This is a genomic window from Agrobacterium sp. BT-220-3 (assembly GCF_025910175.1).
Classification (GTDB): Bacteria; Pseudomonadota; Alphaproteobacteria; order Rhizobiales; family Rhizobiaceae; genus Agrobacterium; species Agrobacterium oryzihabitans.
In genome coordinates, this window is sequence record NZ_JAPAIX010000001.1 from 302,181 (window position 1) to 317,634 (window position 15,454).

At 57.9% G+C, this 15,454-nt stretch carries 22 protein-coding genes; 11 read left to right on the forward strand and 11 right to left on the reverse strand.

Features of this window, described 5'->3' with window-relative positions:
* The first annotated feature begins 145 nt into the window (after window positions 1-145).
* From OK142_RS01680 to OK142_RS01695, 4 genes are all read left to right on the forward strand, one after another.
* On the forward strand, window positions 146-691 hold the full coding sequence (locus tag OK142_RS01680) for a sigma-70 family RNA polymerase sigma factor (RefSeq protein ID WP_082184235.1): 546 nt from the start codon (window positions 146-148) through the stop codon (window positions 689-691).
* Entirely contained in the window at window positions 688-1,392 is a 705-nt protein-coding gene (locus OK142_RS01685) for an anti-sigma factor (protein WP_498680830.1), read from the forward strand. The genes OK142_RS01680 and OK142_RS01685 overlap by 4 nt, the downstream gene beginning before the upstream one ends.
* Window positions 1,393-1,410: 18 nt before the next feature.
* On the forward strand, window positions 1,411-1,875 hold the full coding sequence (locus OK142_RS01690) for a ribonuclease H family protein (protein WP_498680831.1): 465 nt from the start codon (window positions 1,411-1,413) through the stop codon (window positions 1,873-1,875).
* A 247-nt stretch (window positions 1,876-2,122) separates the two neighbouring features.
* Window positions 2,123-2,704 (forward strand): GNAT family N-acetyltransferase, encoded by a 582-nt coding sequence (locus OK142_RS01695; RefSeq protein ID WP_498680832.1) that lies wholly within the window; start codon window positions 2,123-2,125, stop codon window positions 2,702-2,704.
* A gap of 153 nt (window positions 2,705-2,857) precedes the next feature.
* Here OK142_RS01695 and OK142_RS01700 read toward each other — a convergent pair whose 3' ends face one another.
* The gene (locus tag OK142_RS01700; RefSeq protein ID WP_498680833.1) at window positions 2,858-3,508 is read right to left on the reverse strand and encodes a glutathione S-transferase family protein; all 651 of its coding nucleotides are present in this window, start codon (window positions 3,506-3,508) and stop codon (window positions 2,858-2,860) included.
* A 322-nt stretch (window positions 3,509-3,830) separates the two neighbouring features.
* Between OK142_RS01700 and OK142_RS01705 the strand changes: the two genes are divergently transcribed.
* Window positions 3,831-4,487, forward strand: a complete 657-nt coding sequence (locus OK142_RS01705; protein WP_003496073.1) for a peroxiredoxin — start codon at window positions 3,831-3,833, stop codon at window positions 4,485-4,487.
* Window positions 4,488-4,544: 57 nt separating this feature from the next.
* Here OK142_RS01705 and OK142_RS01710 read toward each other — a convergent pair whose 3' ends face one another.
* Both OK142_RS01710 and OK142_RS01715 read right to left on the reverse strand, forming a co-directional pair.
* Window positions 4,545-5,360 carry a hypothetical protein gene (locus OK142_RS01710; RefSeq protein WP_003496074.1) on the reverse strand — a complete coding sequence of 272 codons (816 nt, stop codon included), beginning with the start codon at window positions 5,358-5,360 and terminating at the stop codon, window positions 4,545-4,547.
* A 31-nt stretch (window positions 5,361-5,391) separates the two neighbouring features.
* On the reverse strand, window positions 5,392-5,844 hold the full coding sequence (locus tag OK142_RS01715; RefSeq protein WP_498680834.1) for a DUF5680 domain-containing protein: 453 nt from the start codon (window positions 5,842-5,844) through the stop codon (window positions 5,392-5,394).
* Between the two features lie 166 nt (window positions 5,845-6,010).
* Between OK142_RS01715 and OK142_RS01720 the strand changes: the two genes are divergently transcribed.
* The 3 genes from OK142_RS01720 to fghA are packed head-to-tail and all read left to right on the forward strand — an operon-like array spanning window position 6,011 to window position 8,013.
* Window positions 6,011-6,466, forward strand: coding sequence for a YaiI/YqxD family protein (locus OK142_RS01720; protein WP_003496076.1), 456 nt, complete (start codon window positions 6,011-6,013; stop codon window positions 6,464-6,466).
* Window positions 6,467-6,491: 25 nt separating this feature from the next.
* Window positions 6,492-7,151 carry a DUF1345 domain-containing protein gene (locus tag OK142_RS01725; RefSeq protein WP_313608907.1) on the forward strand — a complete coding sequence of 220 codons (660 nt, stop codon included), beginning with the start codon at window positions 6,492-6,494 and terminating at the stop codon, window positions 7,149-7,151.
* Window positions 7,152-7,179: 28 nt separating this feature from the next.
* A complete protein-coding gene (gene fghA / locus OK142_RS01730; protein ID WP_498680835.1) occupies window positions 7,180-8,013 on the forward strand; it encodes an S-formylglutathione hydrolase in 834 nt (277 codons plus the stop codon).
* A gap of 69 nt (window positions 8,014-8,082) precedes the next feature.
* Here the strand turns inward: fghA and OK142_RS01735 are convergent, their stop codons facing one another.
* On the reverse strand, window positions 8,083-8,481 hold the full coding sequence (locus tag OK142_RS01735) for a RidA family protein (protein WP_003496079.1): 399 nt from the start codon (window positions 8,479-8,481) through the stop codon (window positions 8,083-8,085).
* A gap of 165 nt (window positions 8,482-8,646) precedes the next feature.
* Between OK142_RS01735 and OK142_RS01740 the strand changes: the two genes are divergently transcribed.
* Window positions 8,647-9,240 carry a TetR/AcrR family transcriptional regulator gene (locus tag OK142_RS01740; RefSeq protein WP_313608912.1) on the forward strand — a complete coding sequence of 198 codons (594 nt, stop codon included), beginning with the start codon at window positions 8,647-8,649 and terminating at the stop codon, window positions 9,238-9,240.
* Between the two features lie 72 nt (window positions 9,241-9,312).
* Here OK142_RS01740 and OK142_RS01745 read toward each other — a convergent pair whose 3' ends face one another.
* The 5 genes from OK142_RS01745 to crcB form a co-directional block, all read right to left on the reverse strand.
* Window positions 9,313-9,801: a hypothetical protein gene (locus OK142_RS01745; RefSeq protein WP_035242530.1), complete on the reverse strand. Its 489-nt coding sequence runs from the start codon at window positions 9,799-9,801 to the stop codon at window positions 9,313-9,315.
* Between the two features lie 60 nt (window positions 9,802-9,861).
* Window positions 9,862-10,656: an ATP12 family chaperone protein gene (locus tag OK142_RS01750; RefSeq protein ID WP_498680836.1), complete on the reverse strand. Its 795-nt coding sequence runs from the start codon at window positions 10,654-10,656 to the stop codon at window positions 9,862-9,864.
* Window positions 10,657-10,686: 30 nt separating this feature from the next.
* Window positions 10,687-11,355, reverse strand: coding sequence for an HAD family hydrolase (locus tag OK142_RS01755; protein ID WP_498680837.1), 669 nt, complete (start codon window positions 11,353-11,355; stop codon window positions 10,687-10,689).
* Between the two features lie 6 nt (window positions 11,356-11,361).
* A complete protein-coding gene (locus OK142_RS01760) occupies window positions 11,362-12,351 on the reverse strand; it encodes an RluA family pseudouridine synthase (RefSeq protein WP_003496085.1) in 990 nt (329 codons plus the stop codon).
* A 66-nt stretch (window positions 12,352-12,417) separates the two neighbouring features.
* Entirely contained in the window at window positions 12,418-12,795 is a 378-nt protein-coding gene (crcB, locus tag OK142_RS01765; protein WP_003496087.1) for a fluoride efflux transporter CrcB, read from the reverse strand.
* A 203-nt stretch (window positions 12,796-12,998) separates the two neighbouring features.
* Between crcB and OK142_RS01770 the strand changes: the two genes are divergently transcribed.
* Window positions 12,999-13,319 (forward strand): hypothetical protein, encoded by a 321-nt coding sequence (locus tag OK142_RS01770; RefSeq protein ID WP_003496089.1) that lies wholly within the window; start codon window positions 12,999-13,001, stop codon window positions 13,317-13,319.
* A gap of 223 nt (window positions 13,320-13,542) precedes the next feature.
* On the opposite strand, the gene OK142_RS01775 is transcribed toward OK142_RS01770, so the two are convergent.
* Both OK142_RS01775 and OK142_RS01780 read right to left on the reverse strand, forming a co-directional pair.
* The gene (locus OK142_RS01775) at window positions 13,543-14,520 is read right to left on the reverse strand and encodes a copper chaperone PCu(A)C domain-containing protein (protein WP_498680838.1); all 978 of its coding nucleotides are present in this window, start codon (window positions 14,518-14,520) and stop codon (window positions 13,543-13,545) included.
* A gap of 88 nt (window positions 14,521-14,608) precedes the next feature.
* On the reverse strand, window positions 14,609-15,031 hold the full coding sequence (locus OK142_RS01780; protein WP_216331296.1) for a hypothetical protein: 423 nt from the start codon (window positions 15,029-15,031) through the stop codon (window positions 14,609-14,611).
* 132 nt (window positions 15,032-15,163) lie between these two features.
* On the opposite strand from OK142_RS01780, the gene OK142_RS01785 reads away from it, so the two are divergent.
* Window positions 15,164-15,349 carry a DUF3008 family protein gene (locus tag OK142_RS01785; protein ID WP_003496099.1) on the forward strand — a complete coding sequence of 62 codons (186 nt, stop codon included), beginning with the start codon at window positions 15,164-15,166 and terminating at the stop codon, window positions 15,347-15,349.
* Window positions 15,350-15,454 lie beyond the last annotated feature (105 nt).

Genomic DNA, 15,454 nt, shown 5'->3' on the forward strand with positions numbered 1-15,454 from the left:
CCAACAATAAAGACACGCGGGATGATGCGTTTGGATGCAGCAGGCAAAAAAATATCTGCCGCATGCATCCATATCGTCGCGCTATGGGTATTATGCCAAAGCCAACTGTGGCTTGCGGTCTGAACTCGAAAGGTTTTGCATGCGTATGGGCTCCGTGCCGGACGATCTCGACAGGGCGCTCGCCGCCTGTGCTAGGGGCGACCGAAACGCATTGCGCGCTATTTTCGACCGTGAGGCAGGGCGGTTGATCGCGGTGGCAGAGCGTATCGTCAAGCGCAGGGAACTGGCGGAGGAGGTGGTGCAGGAGAGCTTCGTGCGCATCTGGACGCATGCGCACCAGTATAAAGCGGACCATGGTTCGGCACGCGGCTGGATTTACGCCATCGTCAGAAACCGGGCGCTCAATCTTCTGCGCGACGGCAGGCGTGAACTCGCCGTGCAGGATGTTGAAACGCTTCGCGACAGTGAACAGGCGGACGAGGTGATTGCCGCATGGCAGAAACTCGACAGGAACTCGCGCCTCTATGAATGTCTCGGTGCACTTGATGAGACAAAAAGACAAGGCATCTTAATGGCTTACGTCGCCGGATATTCCCACGGCGAAATTGCCGGCCGGTTGCGTGCTCCGCTCGGGACGACGAAATCCTGGATAAGGCGAGGGCTTTCGGCACTCCGGGAGTGCATGGCATGAGATTCGATCGCAAAGACATTCCCGCCATCGCCGATGACTATGTATTGGGGCTGCTTGAGGCGTCGGACGCTGAAGCTATCGAAGCGGCCATGGAACGCGACGGCGAATTGCGGGCGGCAATCGCTAAAAGCCGCGAGCGCTTTCTGCCGCTCGATACCGGCGTTGAGCCTGCCGCCGTCAACGGTGAATTATGGAACAATATCGAAAGCCGTTTGCCGCCGCAGGAGAAATCCACGACCAATAGGCCTATCCGCACCGCAAACGACAATAAACGAAACGGATGGCGATCGATTGCGATTTCCGCCATTGCCGCAACCGTCGTTCTTGCGGCCGGGTTGACCTTCAGTCTGACGCGCACAGCGGAGCCGCTGGTGATCGCAGTCCTTCTCAACGAGGCGGGAGAGGTTCAAGCCGTGGTCGAGGATTTCGGAAACGAAAAGGCGACCTTGCGGATGCTGGCTGATTTTGCCGTGCCGCAGGACAAGACGATCCAGCTATGGACGTTGCCATCCAGAGAGGTTGGGCCCGTTTCGCTCGGCCTGATCGACGGTGTTCGATCCGCACGTCTTGAAGGGCCGGTATTGCCAACACCGAGAAGCGACCAGCTCTACGAAATTACACTTGAGCAGGCAGGCGGATCGCCGACAGGCAGACCAACCGGACCAATTCTGGCGAAAGGTTTTGCACGAATGCCGCGTTGATGCGGGAAAACGAGTTCGATGACCGCAGCACTTGAAATTTACACGGATGGTTCATACGACCCGGTTGCACAATTGGGAAGCTGGGCATTCGTCGTGTTTGAAGCCGAGCAGCAGTTTCATGCCGCGCGAGGAATGGAAACCGGACTGACAAATAATGCGTTTGAAGTGATGGCGGTCATGAATGCGCTTTTGTGGCTGGATGCCCATGCGCCAGGCCGGACGGCCAGGCTTTGGACGGACTCCGCCCATGTCGTCGAGGGTTGTCATCGCTGGCGCGAAATCTGGAGGACCAACGGGTGGAAACGCATCAACCCCAATTCGCGAGCGCGGAAACGGCAGATACCAGATGGAACCTTGTGGCGGAATGTGGATCGCTTGCTGCTTCGTAATCCCAATGTGGACATATCGTGGTGCAAGGGACACTCAGGTATCGCAGGGAACGATCTGGCGGATATTTTGGCCCGCAACAGGACGATCGCCTGAGGTTTCTGAAAGGTCTTAAGGCTTGAAACGCGAGGCTTCCAAAGGCAATTTAGTTCCATAATCTATCTTATGCGACTATTGGATATAAGGCGCTCGCAAGAATGGAAGCACCCTAACGACAAGCGGATTGCCAGCTTGCCCGGCGTCAGCCGATAGCGCACCCGCAAGAGCGAATGAATTGCGGACTTGTTTCTCTCGTTCCGGATCCCAAATAGCCTTGGTCTTCCGCCTTTGAATGCGAGTACCAATGAACACTGCAATCCTCTTGCCCATACATACCGATCGTCTCACCCTGCGTCCGTTCCAGCCCGACGATTTGTCATCCTACGCCGATTACCATGGGCGCGACGACGTCTATCGGTTTCTCTACACATCTCCGCCTCTGCCAGATGCGCTTGCAGTGCAGTTTGCCGAATTGCTTTCAGCTCCTTTCTCGAAAGATGGCGACACTTTGCGACTGGCGGTCGTGCGTCAAGAGGATGCGATGCTGCTTGGCGAAGTACTCCTGAAAATCGCCAGTAAAGATGCTCTGCAACTCGAAGTCGGTTATATCTTCAACCCTTCTTTCTCCGGCAAGGGTTATGCGACAGAAGCTGTGCGCGCCATCATGGATCTCGGTTTCAATCAGCTGGGGTGCCACAGGATTTTTGCACGGCTCGACACGCTCAATCATGGCTCCATCGGGATTGTCGAACGGCTGAAAATGCGCAGGGAAGCACATCTTGTCCAAAACGATCGTTTCAATGGGCAGTGGGGAGACGAATTCATCTATGCGATTTTGAAATCCGAATGGCATGCTGCCCACGCAGCAAAGGTTCCAGACGCATAATCCAGAAATGAAGAAGGCCCCCTCTCCTCGCTTTCCACTCGGCCGGATTGGGTAGCCGGCAGCCTGGAAGCATTCTGGTAATGCGACGATCATCGACGCCACGGCACCACTCGCCACCGTCGCTGATGATATTCTGGTGAGATGCGGAAAAGTTCAGCGTGACGAGGCGGCCTTGAAAACCGCCAGTTGATCGGCGAAGGCGCGCTGATAGGCGGGGCGCGCCTCGCCACGGGCCACATAGGCTGAAAGGTTCGGATATTCGTCGAGGATGCCTGAACTTCTTATCCTCTGTAGAACCGACACCATCATAAGGTCACCCGCGCTGAATGCGCCGTCGAGCCAGTCCGCCTCGCCGAGGCGCCTGGATAATTCGCGAAGCCGTTTGCGAATGCGTTCATCGACCAAGAGCAGGCGTTCATCGTGCCAGCTCCTGTCCCTTTCCACGTATCCGGCAACAAAGCGCTCGACGATTGGCGGCTCCATCGTGCTGAGGGCTGCGAACATCCATGTTATCGCGCGCGCCCGTGCATCCGCATCCACCGGCAACAGTCCGGTATGTCGTTCGGCTATGTGGAACACGATCGCGCCGGATTCGAACAGCGCAAGATCGCCCTCTTGATAGGTCGGTATCTGTCCGAATGGCTGAAGCGCCAGGTGCGCAGGCTCCCGCATTGCCTTGAAGGAAACGAGACGCACGTCGTAAGGCGCCCTCACCTCCTCCAATGCCCAGCGCACGCGCATATCGCGCGCCAGACCCTTGCCGCCATCGGGTGAATTTTCGAAAGCGGTGATCGTGATCGTCATTGCTGTTCTCCATCGCGTCTTTTGGGAAACGGCTGGGAATTGCCGGGCGAAGTCTGTCCCTGCAATTCGGCATATGTTGGGCCGTTCCGGCGTCAGGTATGCGGCATCAGAATTGGCGGATGCCTGCGCGAAGACAATTCGCACACATTGCCGGGATATGTCATTGGCGTGCGGCTTTACCCACCTATATCAATCAAGGAGACGACGCGCATCCGATGAAAAGGCTGGCCAATTCACGCAAAAACTCTAAGCTCCTGCGCCGGACACGGATTGCCGAAAAACTTCAGTATTTCAGTTCAAATCATTAGGGAGAAACCCAAAGATGAGCCTTCGTATCAACGACATCGCACCCGATTTCACCGCCGAGACCACGCATGGCCCGGTGAGCTTCCACGACTGGATCGGCGACGGCTGGGCGGTCCTGTTTTCGCATCCCAAGAATTTCACGCCGGTCTGCACAACGGAGCTCGGCGCGATGGGTGGCCTGCAGCCGGAATTCGAAAAGCGCGGCGTCAAGATCATCGGCATTTCGGTCGATCCGGTCGAGAGCCATGAGAAGTGGAAGAACGACATCCGCACGGCCACCGGCTTCAACGTCGACTATCCGCTGATCGGCGACAAGGACCTGAAGGTGGCCAAGCTCTATGACATGCTGCCGGCAGGCGCTGGCGAAAGCTCCGAAGGCCGCACACCGGCAGACAACGCCACCGTGCGCTCCGTCTTCGTCATCGGCCCCGACAAGAAGATCAAGCTGGTCCTCACCTACCCGATGACCACTGGCCGCAACTTCGAGGAAATCCTCCGCGCTATCGATTCCATCCAGCTGACATCGAAACACCAGGTGGCGACGCCGGCCAACTGGAAGCAGGGCGAGGATGTCATCATTACCGCCGCCGTTTCAAACGAGGATGCGATTGCCCGTTTCGGCTCCTACGACACGGTTCTTCCCTATCTGCGCAAGACAAAGCAGCCTGGCTGATTTGAAAGATGCAATGGGACGATGATCCGTCATCGTCCCGTCCGCTCGCTCTGCACGTTATGACGGGGTATTCTCGCCGGCCTCATGCCTGACGATGCGCAGCATGGGCCGTCCGTCCAGCTCCGCAGCTTCGAACCGAGCGAGAAGATCATAGGACGTGATGGCTTCACCGGCTGCAAAGCGCCTCCCGTTGACGACGAGATGGCCGAGGCCGAATATGGTGAGAAGCACCTCGGTCGCCTCTACCTTCGAAGTGTCAAGAATCAGGTTCGTCTGGCCGAAATGTTCCAGACCCGTTGTCCATGATCTGATTGCTCCTGCCTCCTCCGTCACAAAGGCTCCGAAGGCCAGCATCTCCGCCATTTGCTGCGGTTGATCCAGATGACTGTTTGCATAGTTGAGATAGTCGTCAAGATTGGTGCGGCCAACGATCATATCGAGATAATGCAGCGCAACGGCCCGCATCGGAGCGACCTGATGGATGCCGAGCAGGGTTGAGACTATTTCGTTATGCGCGATTTCGGGATCATTCTCATCCGCCATGATGAGGAACCTGAACTCGCATTGGTGCGTCGCATGGCGGAAATCGTCATATGCCGCTTTCGCATCGACGCAAAAGGTCTTTGACCAGTCGATATTGGTCTGCGCGACCGCCGGATATTGGGCCGGTGGAACCGGTGCCATTACCGGCTCGGGCGCGCCAACAAAAACCCTGGTCGACCCGCGCAGGCCGTCAAAGACGCCCTTTTCGCTCAACGGTTCGCATTCATATCCTTCCTCGCCCCATGCCTCAGTCAGAGTCAAACCCGAGATCGCGGGTTCGTTGTCAAAATAGAGTGTCGCCTTGAAATATTGAGCGTCGCCATTTGCCATTGCAGTCCCTGTCCACGGCAATTCCTCTGCTCTACGGCTTTATGATCCCGCCATGATAGTCAAGCCGGTAGGCCTCTATACCTTCCCGATAAATCCGTTCGACGCCAGTGAAAGACCGGAACTCACCCTCATTGGTGTCGACATAGATCATGTCTTCGACCTGATGGGTGAAGCCGCCGAGGAAGCGCCCTTCCCCGTAAAGCGCAGAAAGCGAGCGCTGGATCACCCTGCCCGCCACACCGGCGTCCATCGTCTCGGGGCGGATGATGCGGCCGTAATAGCTCATGGCCCACAGCGGAACACCCCGATGCCAGACGACTTCCTGGCCGATGAAGTCGGTTCCGCCGAAATAGCTATCGAGATAACGCCAGTCCCCGTCCTGATAGGCCAGATCTTGCGCGCCGGGGCGAGTGGGTGTCGGGGATTTGTCGCCGCCGCCCACATAGGTGTTGGTTTTTGCCTGCACGATGAATTCTTCCAGCATGTGACACCCCCTCAAGAAAGAACATAAAGTGAACGTATGCGAATTGCGTGGTGGCCGCAAGCGTCTGCCCTGTTGTGCCTCGCGCCATATTTTCGAAGATAACGGGCTTGGTAATCGGGGCGTTTACCCTTAAAAGCGACGCAGAAATTATCCGCAAAGAGTATCCATGTCGCAAAATCCGCAGATCTATGTCGATGCCGATGCCTGCCCCGTGAAACCGGAGATACTGAAGGTGGCGGAACGGCATGGGCTGGAAGTGACCTTCGTCGCCAATTCCGGTTTGCGCCCCTCGCGGGATCCGATGGTGAAAAACGTCATCGTATCTGCGGGTTTCGATGCCGCCGACGACTGGATCGCCGACCATGCGGGTGAAAACGATATCGTCATCACTGCCGATGTGCCGCTGGCCGGGCGTTGCGTTGCCAAGGGCGCGCTGGTGACGGGGCCGACGGGCCGCGTTTTCGATCCGTCCAATATCGGCATGGCGACGGCGATGCGCGATCTTGGCGCTCATTTGCGCGAAACCGGCGAGAGCAAGGGATATAATGCGGCTTTTTCGCCGCGCGACCGTTCCGCCTTTCTGGAGACGCTTGACCGTTTCTGCCGCCGTGTCAAAAAATGAGCGCGCAAACAGAAAGGCGCAGCCCATGACCCCGGCCACCCCGAGAAGCAACGTCTATCGCCGCCATAAACCCTTCGTCATCGCTTTTCTGGCTGGAGCCCTGGGCCTTGCCCTTGCCTTGACGCTGGCACCGTCGCTCGCCATCGAGGTCGCTGCGGTTCTGTTTTTCCTGACCTATCTGACGCTTGCCGCCTTTCACCTGCCGGGACTGACGGCGCAGCATCTGAAAGCCCACGCTGACAGCGACGACCTGCCCGCAATCGCCATCATTGCAATCACGCTGCTTGCGGTCGGCGTCGCCGTCGTGTCGCTGTTTCAGGCGCTCAACCATAGCGGCGAAACTGTCTGGACGCTGCTCATCGCCTTCGCCTCCGTGATCTTCGGATGGCTGACGATCCACACCATGACGGCCATGCATTACGCTCATCTTTACTGGAGGCCGACCACGGTAGACGGCAAGCGCCAGCATCGCGGCGGCATGGATTTTCCGGCAACGAAAGAGCCTTGCGGTTACGACTTCCTCTATTTTTCGGTGGTGATCGGCATGACGGCACAGACATCGGATGTGGGGGTGACCACGACCGCCATGCGCAAGGTCACGCTGCTGCACTCCATCGTCTCCTTTTTCTTCAACACGGTTCTGGTTGCGGCGGCGGTCAATGCCGCAGTCTCGCTTGCAGGCTGAACGGAAATCTTCTCAAGGGAATGGCTTCATGAACATCATTTCGCAAAATACGGCCTTTGGCGGCATGCAGGGCGTATTTTCGCACGCATCCGAAACCCTGAACTGCGAGATGACCTTTGCGGTTTACGTGCCGCCAAAGGCGATCCAGGAGCCCTGCCCGGTTGTCTGGTATCTCTCCGGCCTCACCTGCACCCACGCCAATGTCATGGAAAAGGGTGAATATCGCCGCATGGCTTCCGAACTCGGGCTCATCGTCGTCTGCCCGGATACCAGCCCGCGTGGCAATGACGTGCCTGACGAGCTGACCAACTGGCAGATGGGCAAGGGCGCCGGTTTTTATCTCGACGCCACGCAGGAGCCATGGTCCGAGCATTACCGCATGTACAGCTACGTGACGGAAGAGCTGCCGGCCTTCATCGGCCAGCATTTCCGCGCGGATATGAGCCGCCAGGCCATTTTCGGCCATTCGATGGGAGGGCATGGCGCCATGACCATTGCCCTGAAGAACCCCGACCGCTTCAGAAGCTGCTCCGCCTTTGCTCCCATCGTCGCGCCCTCCTCCGCCGACTGGTCCGAACCGGCGCTGGAAAAATATCTCGGCACGGACCCGGCCGCATGGCGGCAATATGACGCCTGCTCGCTGGTCGAGGACGGCGCCCGTTTTCCTGAATTCCTGATCGACCAGGGCAAAGCCGATAGTTTCCTTGAAAACGGGCTGCGGCCCTGGTTGTTCGAAGAAGCGATCAAGGGCACGGAGATCGGCCTGACACTGCGCATGCACGAGCGTTATGACCACTCCTATTATTTCATCTCCACCTTCATGGATGACCATTTGAGATGGCATGCCGAGCGGCTTGGTTGAAGGGTAGAAGAACGGCGGCTTGACGGCGTTTTCAGAACACCGTCTCGCAGAGGTTTCCCGACATAGGAATTATGCGCCTGCCGGTATGCGGGCGATGACCTTGATCTCGAAATCGAAACCGGCGAGCCAGTTGACGCCGATTGCCGTCCAGTTCGGGTAAGGCTTTTTGCTGAAAATCTGCTGCTTGACGGCCATGATGGTCCCGAACTGGTTTTCGGGGTCCGTGTGGAACGTCGTTATATCGACAATATCGTCGAATGTGCAGCCGGCCGCTTCCAGCGTCGCCTTGAGATTTGAGAAAGCCAGCTGGACCTGACGTTCAAAATCGGGCTCTGGCGTCCCATCGGAAAGGCTGCCAACCTGGCCTGAAACGAATACAAGGTCGCCGGACCGGATAGCGGCCGAGTAACCATGCTCCTCGTAAAGAGCGTGTCTGTTTGCGGGAAAAATTGCTTCGCGCTCAGTCATTTTGAATCTCTCTTTTTCATGATTGAATTTGCACCGATGAGCGCAACAGAGCTTTTCAAAGCTTCACAAGCTGCCTCATTCCATATACGGTGTGTATGTGAAATAGCTGACATACACGCCGTATGTCAAGTTCATATACGTGATGCATGTGAATTTGAGGAGCCGATGGCGAGACGACGGGCCGAGACAATGGAGGAGAACCGCGCAAGGCTGATCGCAGCTGCGCGCAAGATCTTTGCCGAAAAAGGATATGCGGCTGCATCCATGGACGAGTTGACCGCAGAAGTCGGTCTGACGCGGGGCGCGCTCTATCATAATTTCGGGGATAAACGGGGCCTTCTGGCCGCAGCCGTCAATCAGATTGATTCTGAAATGGCGTCACGCGCCCAGGAAATCGGGGCACGCGCGGGAGACGATTGGCAGGGTTTGCTGGCTGAAGGTGTCGCCTATATCGAGATGGCGCTTGATCCGGAAGTGCAACGTATCGTTCTGCTCGACGGGCCGGCGGTACTCGGCGATCCGTCGCAATGGCCCAGCCAGAACAATTGCCTGCAGGTAACAAAGCGGACGGTACAACGGCTGATCGAGCAGGGAATCCTCAAACCAGTCGACGCGGAAGCTGCGGCCCGACTTCTAAGTGGCGCCGCGCTCAATGCCGCGCTGTGGATTGCTGCCAGCGACAAGCCCGAGAAAGTTCTGCCGAAGGCTGTCGAGGCCTTCCAAGCCCTGGCCACCGGTCTTCTTAAAAAGCCGGTGTAGGCTCTCGGTGTCTGTAGTCAGTCTTGGAGCAGGATTCCCTGCTCTCTTTTATCTTCAGGTTTCCGCTGCGGTTCACGGAAACAATGCCGTCGCGAGCGTTGTCGGACCGGGCCGGCTCAGCCGGAACTCGCGGATGACACGTTCCGCAACGCCATAGGCAAGTTCCTGCTCGATCGACCGGTTGTCGAAGCTGACGACGGTAGCGGTGAATTTGGCTTCGGCGATTACCTCACCCGTCGCCACGGCGGCGGCGCGCACGATGACCTTGGCGGATGCCCGTTCTCCGAAGAGAAATGGGCCGCGCGTGACGGAAGCGAGGCGGATGGTCAGCACCACGCGCGGTCTGATTTCGCCGCGCGCCGTCGTCTTGATGGCGTTTTGCACCTGCGCATGAATGGATTGCATCAGCGCCGGCGCGACATCGGGCCTTGCCGCGACAAATGCGCCGCGCACATCGTAAAGCAGCCGGTCGGCATTGGTCGCTTCCGGTTCAAGCCTGAAAGACATGAGCGTGAAACACGCCAGCACAACGATGCCAAGGCGTTTCAGCATTATGATCATGATCTGCGGCTCCCCTAACGTGAGGTAACCGCATGTTCTGATATCAGGGTTAGAAAAGCGTTAAGACGCGCTCTTCAGCGCCTCGAGAACATTGAGGGCCGCGCGCATGTCGATGAGCCTGACGGTGCGGCGCTCCAGCGCCTCCTCGTCCTCGCCCCATTGCTCGGCGGTCCAGTCCTCATCAAGATGTGCCAGCGCCCAGGTTTCCTCGAGCGTCAGCTCTCCTTCCGCCAGCGCCAGCGCCAGAATGGCGGAGCCGGTCAGCGACGTCATGGTGTGCAGGGCGGCAAGCGCGATCGGCTTATCGTATTTTCTGAGCGTGACGGAAAAGGCGGCGATGGCCTCCTTCGGCTGCTCGCGATGCATGACGCCTTCAACAAGGATAAAGCGCGCGCCAAGCACATTGGCTGCCCAGTCAAGCACAGGATCCCAATGGTCCGTCTGGCGTTGAACCAGTGCGGCCGGATCGCCGGCGCGGTAGCACAGAAGATCGGATGAGGAGAACCGGAGTATATCCTCAAAAACGGCCTGGGTGTCGTTGGCGACACCGTCAATGGCCGTGTTCACATGCCGGGATACGGGCATGACCACCGGATTGACGACGTCCTTCTGCGCATCCCATTCATCGCGAAGCAGGCCGGCAAGCGCCTTTGACGGCACGATGAGCGGCTTCTTGGCGGGTGTGCGCAACGGCTTGCCATCGAGGAGGATGGTGAAGCCGCCATCTTCGGCTTCCGCGACGGTGACATCCTTATAGAAGCGCTTCGGCAAAGGCTTCTGCATCTGGATTTGCGCGCGCAGGATCGGATCGGGATGGCTCAGGCCCTCCGTAAGGTCGTTCAGGAGATCACGCATGGCACGTCCTCATCAGTCGAATAGAAAGGGTCATTCAGGAATATCGGCGGGAACATAGGCCGAAATTTCGCACGGGTGGCTGACAACCGCATCGGCGCCGGCCTTCCAGAGGTCATCGACCGACGCATATCCCCAGGCGACGCCAATTGCTTTCGCGCCCGCAGCCTTGGCCATCTGCATGTCGTAGATCGCATCGCCGATGACGACAGTGTCGGCCGGAACCATGCCGGTTTCATGGCAGCATTCCATCACCATGGCCGGATGTGGTTTGGAAGGACAATCATCCGCCGTGCGCGACACAATGAAATGATCGGTAAAACCATGCGTTTCGAGAATATGGGTCAGGCCGCGACGGCCTTTGCCGGTGACCGCTCCGATCAGCACATCGTCCCGCTTCGAAAGCGTGTCGATCAGCGCGGCGATGCCGTCGAAAAGCGGTTCGATCATGCCCGGACGGGCGCGGACCGGATGATAGATTTCCTTGTAGCGCTGCGTCATCGCCAGCGCCTCGTCATCCACATGCGTCTTGCCGAGCATGCGGGCGATGGCGATATCGAGCGTCAGGCCGATGATCGCCTTGGTCTGCGAGATATCCGGACGCGGCTTTCCGAAATCGGCGAAGGTATCGGACATGACGGCATGGATGAGACCCGCACTATCCACCAGCGTGCCATCGCAATCGAAAAGAACGAGTTTCATCAACTTTTAGTCTTCCCTGTCGCCATCGGCCACGTCTAGACCGAGCAAGTTCCAAGTCTGTACCATATGCGGCGGCAAAGGCGCGCTGACGCGAAGCCGGCCGCCATTCGGATGCGGAATGTCGATATGGCGCGCATGCAGATGCAGGCGCTTCTGGATGCCGCCCGGAAAGTCCCAGTTCGGATCGTCGATATAATATTTCGGATCGCCGATGATCGGGTGTCCCATATGCAGGGCGTGGACGCGCAGCTGGTGGGTACGGCCGGTATAGGGCTCCATCTCCAGCCAGGCGAGGTTCTGCGCGGCGGTATCGATGACACGGTAATAGGAAATGGCGTGATCCGCCCCCTCCTCGCCGTGCTTGGCAATGCGCATGCGGTCGCCGTCCGCCGTCTGTTCCTTGACCAGCCAGGTGGAAATCTTGTCCTGATGCTTGCGCGGAACGCCCTTGACCAGTGCCCAATAGGTCTTCTTGGTATCCCGCTCGCGGAAGGCGGCCGTCAGCTTCTGCGCAGCGCCCCGGGTGCGGGCGACCACCAACACGCCGGAGGTGTCGCGGTCGAGGCGGTGCACCAGACGCGGCTTTTCGCCCTTCGGGCTGGTCCAGGCCTCCAGAAGTCCGTCGATGTGGCGGTTGACGCCGGAGCCGCCCTGAACGGCAATGCCGGCCGGCTTGTTGAAAACAAAAACCTTGTCGTCCTCATGCAGGAGCATGCGCGCCAGAAGCTCTGCGTCTTCGGAATGTTTGAGGTCCCTCGACCCGATCGGTCCGCTTTTGACCCTGAGGTCGGAATCGACCGGCGGCACGCGCACCATCTGTCCCGGCTGCACTCTCGCATCCGTCTTTACCCGGCCGCCATCCACGCGCACCTGTCCGGAGCGCAACAGCTTCTGCAATTGCCCGAAACCCAAACCCGGATAGTGAATCTTGAACCAGCGATCGAGGCGCATACCGGCCTCGTCGGCCTCGACCTTGATATGCTCGATACCTGCCATGAAATTTCCAGTCTCTCTGTCTTGATCGCACGCCCATATCTCCGGCGCGCCGTTTGGATCAAGCCTTTAGAACAAACTGCGGCCCAAGGCCAGCCCGGCGAAAACCGCGGCTATGGAAACCACAAGACTTGTAATGACGTAAACGGCCGAAAGACCGAGCGCGCCGCGTTCAAAAAGCGCAACCGCATCGAGCGAAAAGGACGAAAAGGTGGTGAACCCGCCGAGCACGCCGGTGACGAGGAACAGCCGCATTTCCATCGACGCATTGAGACGCCTTGCCACAAGCTCGACCAAAAGACCGATCAGGAACGACCCGGCCACATTGACCGCCAGCGTTCCCCAGGGAAAGTTCGGCCCCGCCAGCCGCACACTCCAGACACCGACCAGATAACGGAATACGGAACCGATTGCGCCGCCTGCGGCGACGAGAACGATATTCACCATGAGGGATTGTCTCCGGAGGAAATTGCCGGACCGGGCTGTCCGATGCATTTCTAGACCATAGAAACGGCACGCGAAACCCCTTTGTCCGGCACTTTCGTCCATTAAAATACGATTAAATTACAGCTGCGCGATTTAGCCTTCCAACAAGGCGCAGATGCTAATCTCCGTTCTTTAAGAGGTCGGCGAAGATGGCCGGAGGTTGGATGACACAGGTTCTTTCCGTTTCAGCAAATACGGCTGCCTATGCGCTTGAGGCCGTGAAGCCTTCGCAGCGCGTACCGCGCAGAACTGAGGTTGAAGAGGCCATTCACGAACTGGCGCGCAAGGCGGAACATGGAGACGACTTCCAGCTCAGATCCCTGATGACGGCGATCAAGCCGCCCGCCCTGACGCTTTATTTCCTGACAGTCGCCAGCCAGCGTCACGAACGACAGGCGACACTCGATCAGGCCGTGGAAGCCTATGAGGAAAACAACGCCGCAACCCATGCGGAAAATATCAATCCAAATCAAATCGATATGTGAATATTCTAATCTTACCTCTTATATCTGACACATCTAATGTTCCGCTTTTGCATTCAGGCTGATGTCAGGCTGTTTTTCTAAATATTTCTCACCGAATGCCGGAAAAATCACGGAGGCGATGGCCATCACGCCTTTTCCGTCACGGCGCTGAAAGCAAGGACATAATCTAAAAAGCTTGCGGCTACCGGACTTGTCACGCGTTCCGGTAGCCGTTTTTTAGTTATCAATTATGCTGGTGAGCATCGCCCTTGGCCGAGCCGGCGGAAAGCACGATCTCGACCTTGCCGGCCTTTTCAAAGATCAGTGTTACCGGCACCTTGTCGCCTTCGGCAAAAGGCTTCTTCACGTTGAAGAACATCATGTGCAGGCCGCCCGGCTTCAACTCCACGGTCTGGCCGGCGGGAATGACGACGCCGTCATCCAGCTTGCGCATCTTCATGACGTCGTTGACCATGGCCATTTCGTGAATTTCGGCACGGCCGGCGGCTGGGGATTCGACGCCAATCAGCTTGTCGTCACTGTCACCGGTATTCTTGATCGTCACGTAACCGCCGCCAACGGGCTGACCCGGCAGCATCGCCTTTGTCGTGCCGGCGGAGAGTTCGAGGCTGCCGGCCTTTACGACATCCATATCCATGGCCATAGCCATGGCAGAGTGATCATGTCCGCCAGCATGGGCCTTTTCGGTAACACGGATGGTCGGAGCCGGGCTTTTCAGCGAATGAGGATCGACACCAGCGGCCGCCACCTCATCCCACGAAACCTTGCCCTTGTCGCCGCAAAGCTGCGTCACCTTGAAGGGCAGGTCCTGCCCCGCCTCTATGCCGGAAATTTTTCCCTGCACGGCAAAGGTGTCGTAGAACTCGTCCGGCAGGTTGCCGCCTTTCCAGCGGATTTCGACCGGCCCGCTTTTGATCTCCTTGCTGTGGTTCTTGTAGGCCTTCTGATAGTCGCCCTTGATGATCTCCAGTTCCCAGCCGGCCTTTGGCTGTGGCTTGGCGGAAATGAAGCCTTCCGGCAGCTTGATCTGCACTTCGGTGGTGGCAAGTCCGCCATCGCAACCATGCGGCACCTGAAGTGCCGCAACGATGGTACTGTCCTGTTCGGCCGAACCGTCAACGAAGGTCGCGTGAGCGAAAGCTTGTGCCGTCGAGACGGAGGCCATGAACAGAGTGCAGGTGATGATCTTGGTGGTTTTCATGTGTCTTGTCCTTGCGACTGATGCCAATAAAGCAGTGCAGCCATTGCTTGCCGCCAGCCGGCGGCGATGATCCTGTGAAACGAGGAGATCAGGCGGACAGGGATGGCGGGCCGCGTGCAGCCGGTTTGCGGATCGTCAGGACCGAGCGGAAAGTCCACTCCGCGGATAAGCGATTTTCGAGCCAGGCGAATTCTGTTCTGAGCCAGCCCGCCGCATCGGGGACCGGTACAAGAATGGATGAGGCCAGCAGGCACGCCTCACAAAACAGGATTGCGTCGCTGGAATGGGCGGGGCCATCCTTGGCATGCGAGGCATTCACCCCACCGCTGTGGCCCAGACAAATCTCGGCAAAGGTTCCGTCCGGCAGCCGGTAACTCTCATCGAGCACGACTTCCGGGGCGGCGGCAAGTGCAGGCTTGTGCGCGAAACCGAGCGACAACATCAGGGCTGCACAGAAAATGCGAAGCATTTTCTCCACCCCTGCCAGCCGTCGTTTTCGATTTACGTCCATATTCTCGCGATACCCCTCTTTCTCGCCGATTTCAAAGGGGAATTTTGCCGCAGCCCCAACCTCTCGAAGGGAACCATCGTTGGAGCGCAACATTTCCCTCGCGACAAGACCGTTCCGGAAGGAGGATCCAACATGCCAGCCAAGTCGAAAGCGCAACAGAAAGCAGCAGGTGCGGCACTGGCCGCAAAACGCGGCGAAGTCAAAAAATCCAGTTTACAAGGTGCTTCAAAAAGCATGGAGAAGTCCATGACAGAAAAGGAACTTGATGAACTGGCATCGACAAAACGAAAGGGCCTGCCGGAGAAAAAATCAGACTGATGGCACACCGCCTCCAAACGATTGACTGCGTCTTTCGGTGGCGATGGCGCAGATGGAGCAAGAATCTGTTCAGATGCGTCATTTGGTCCTTGCCAACAGCGGGGC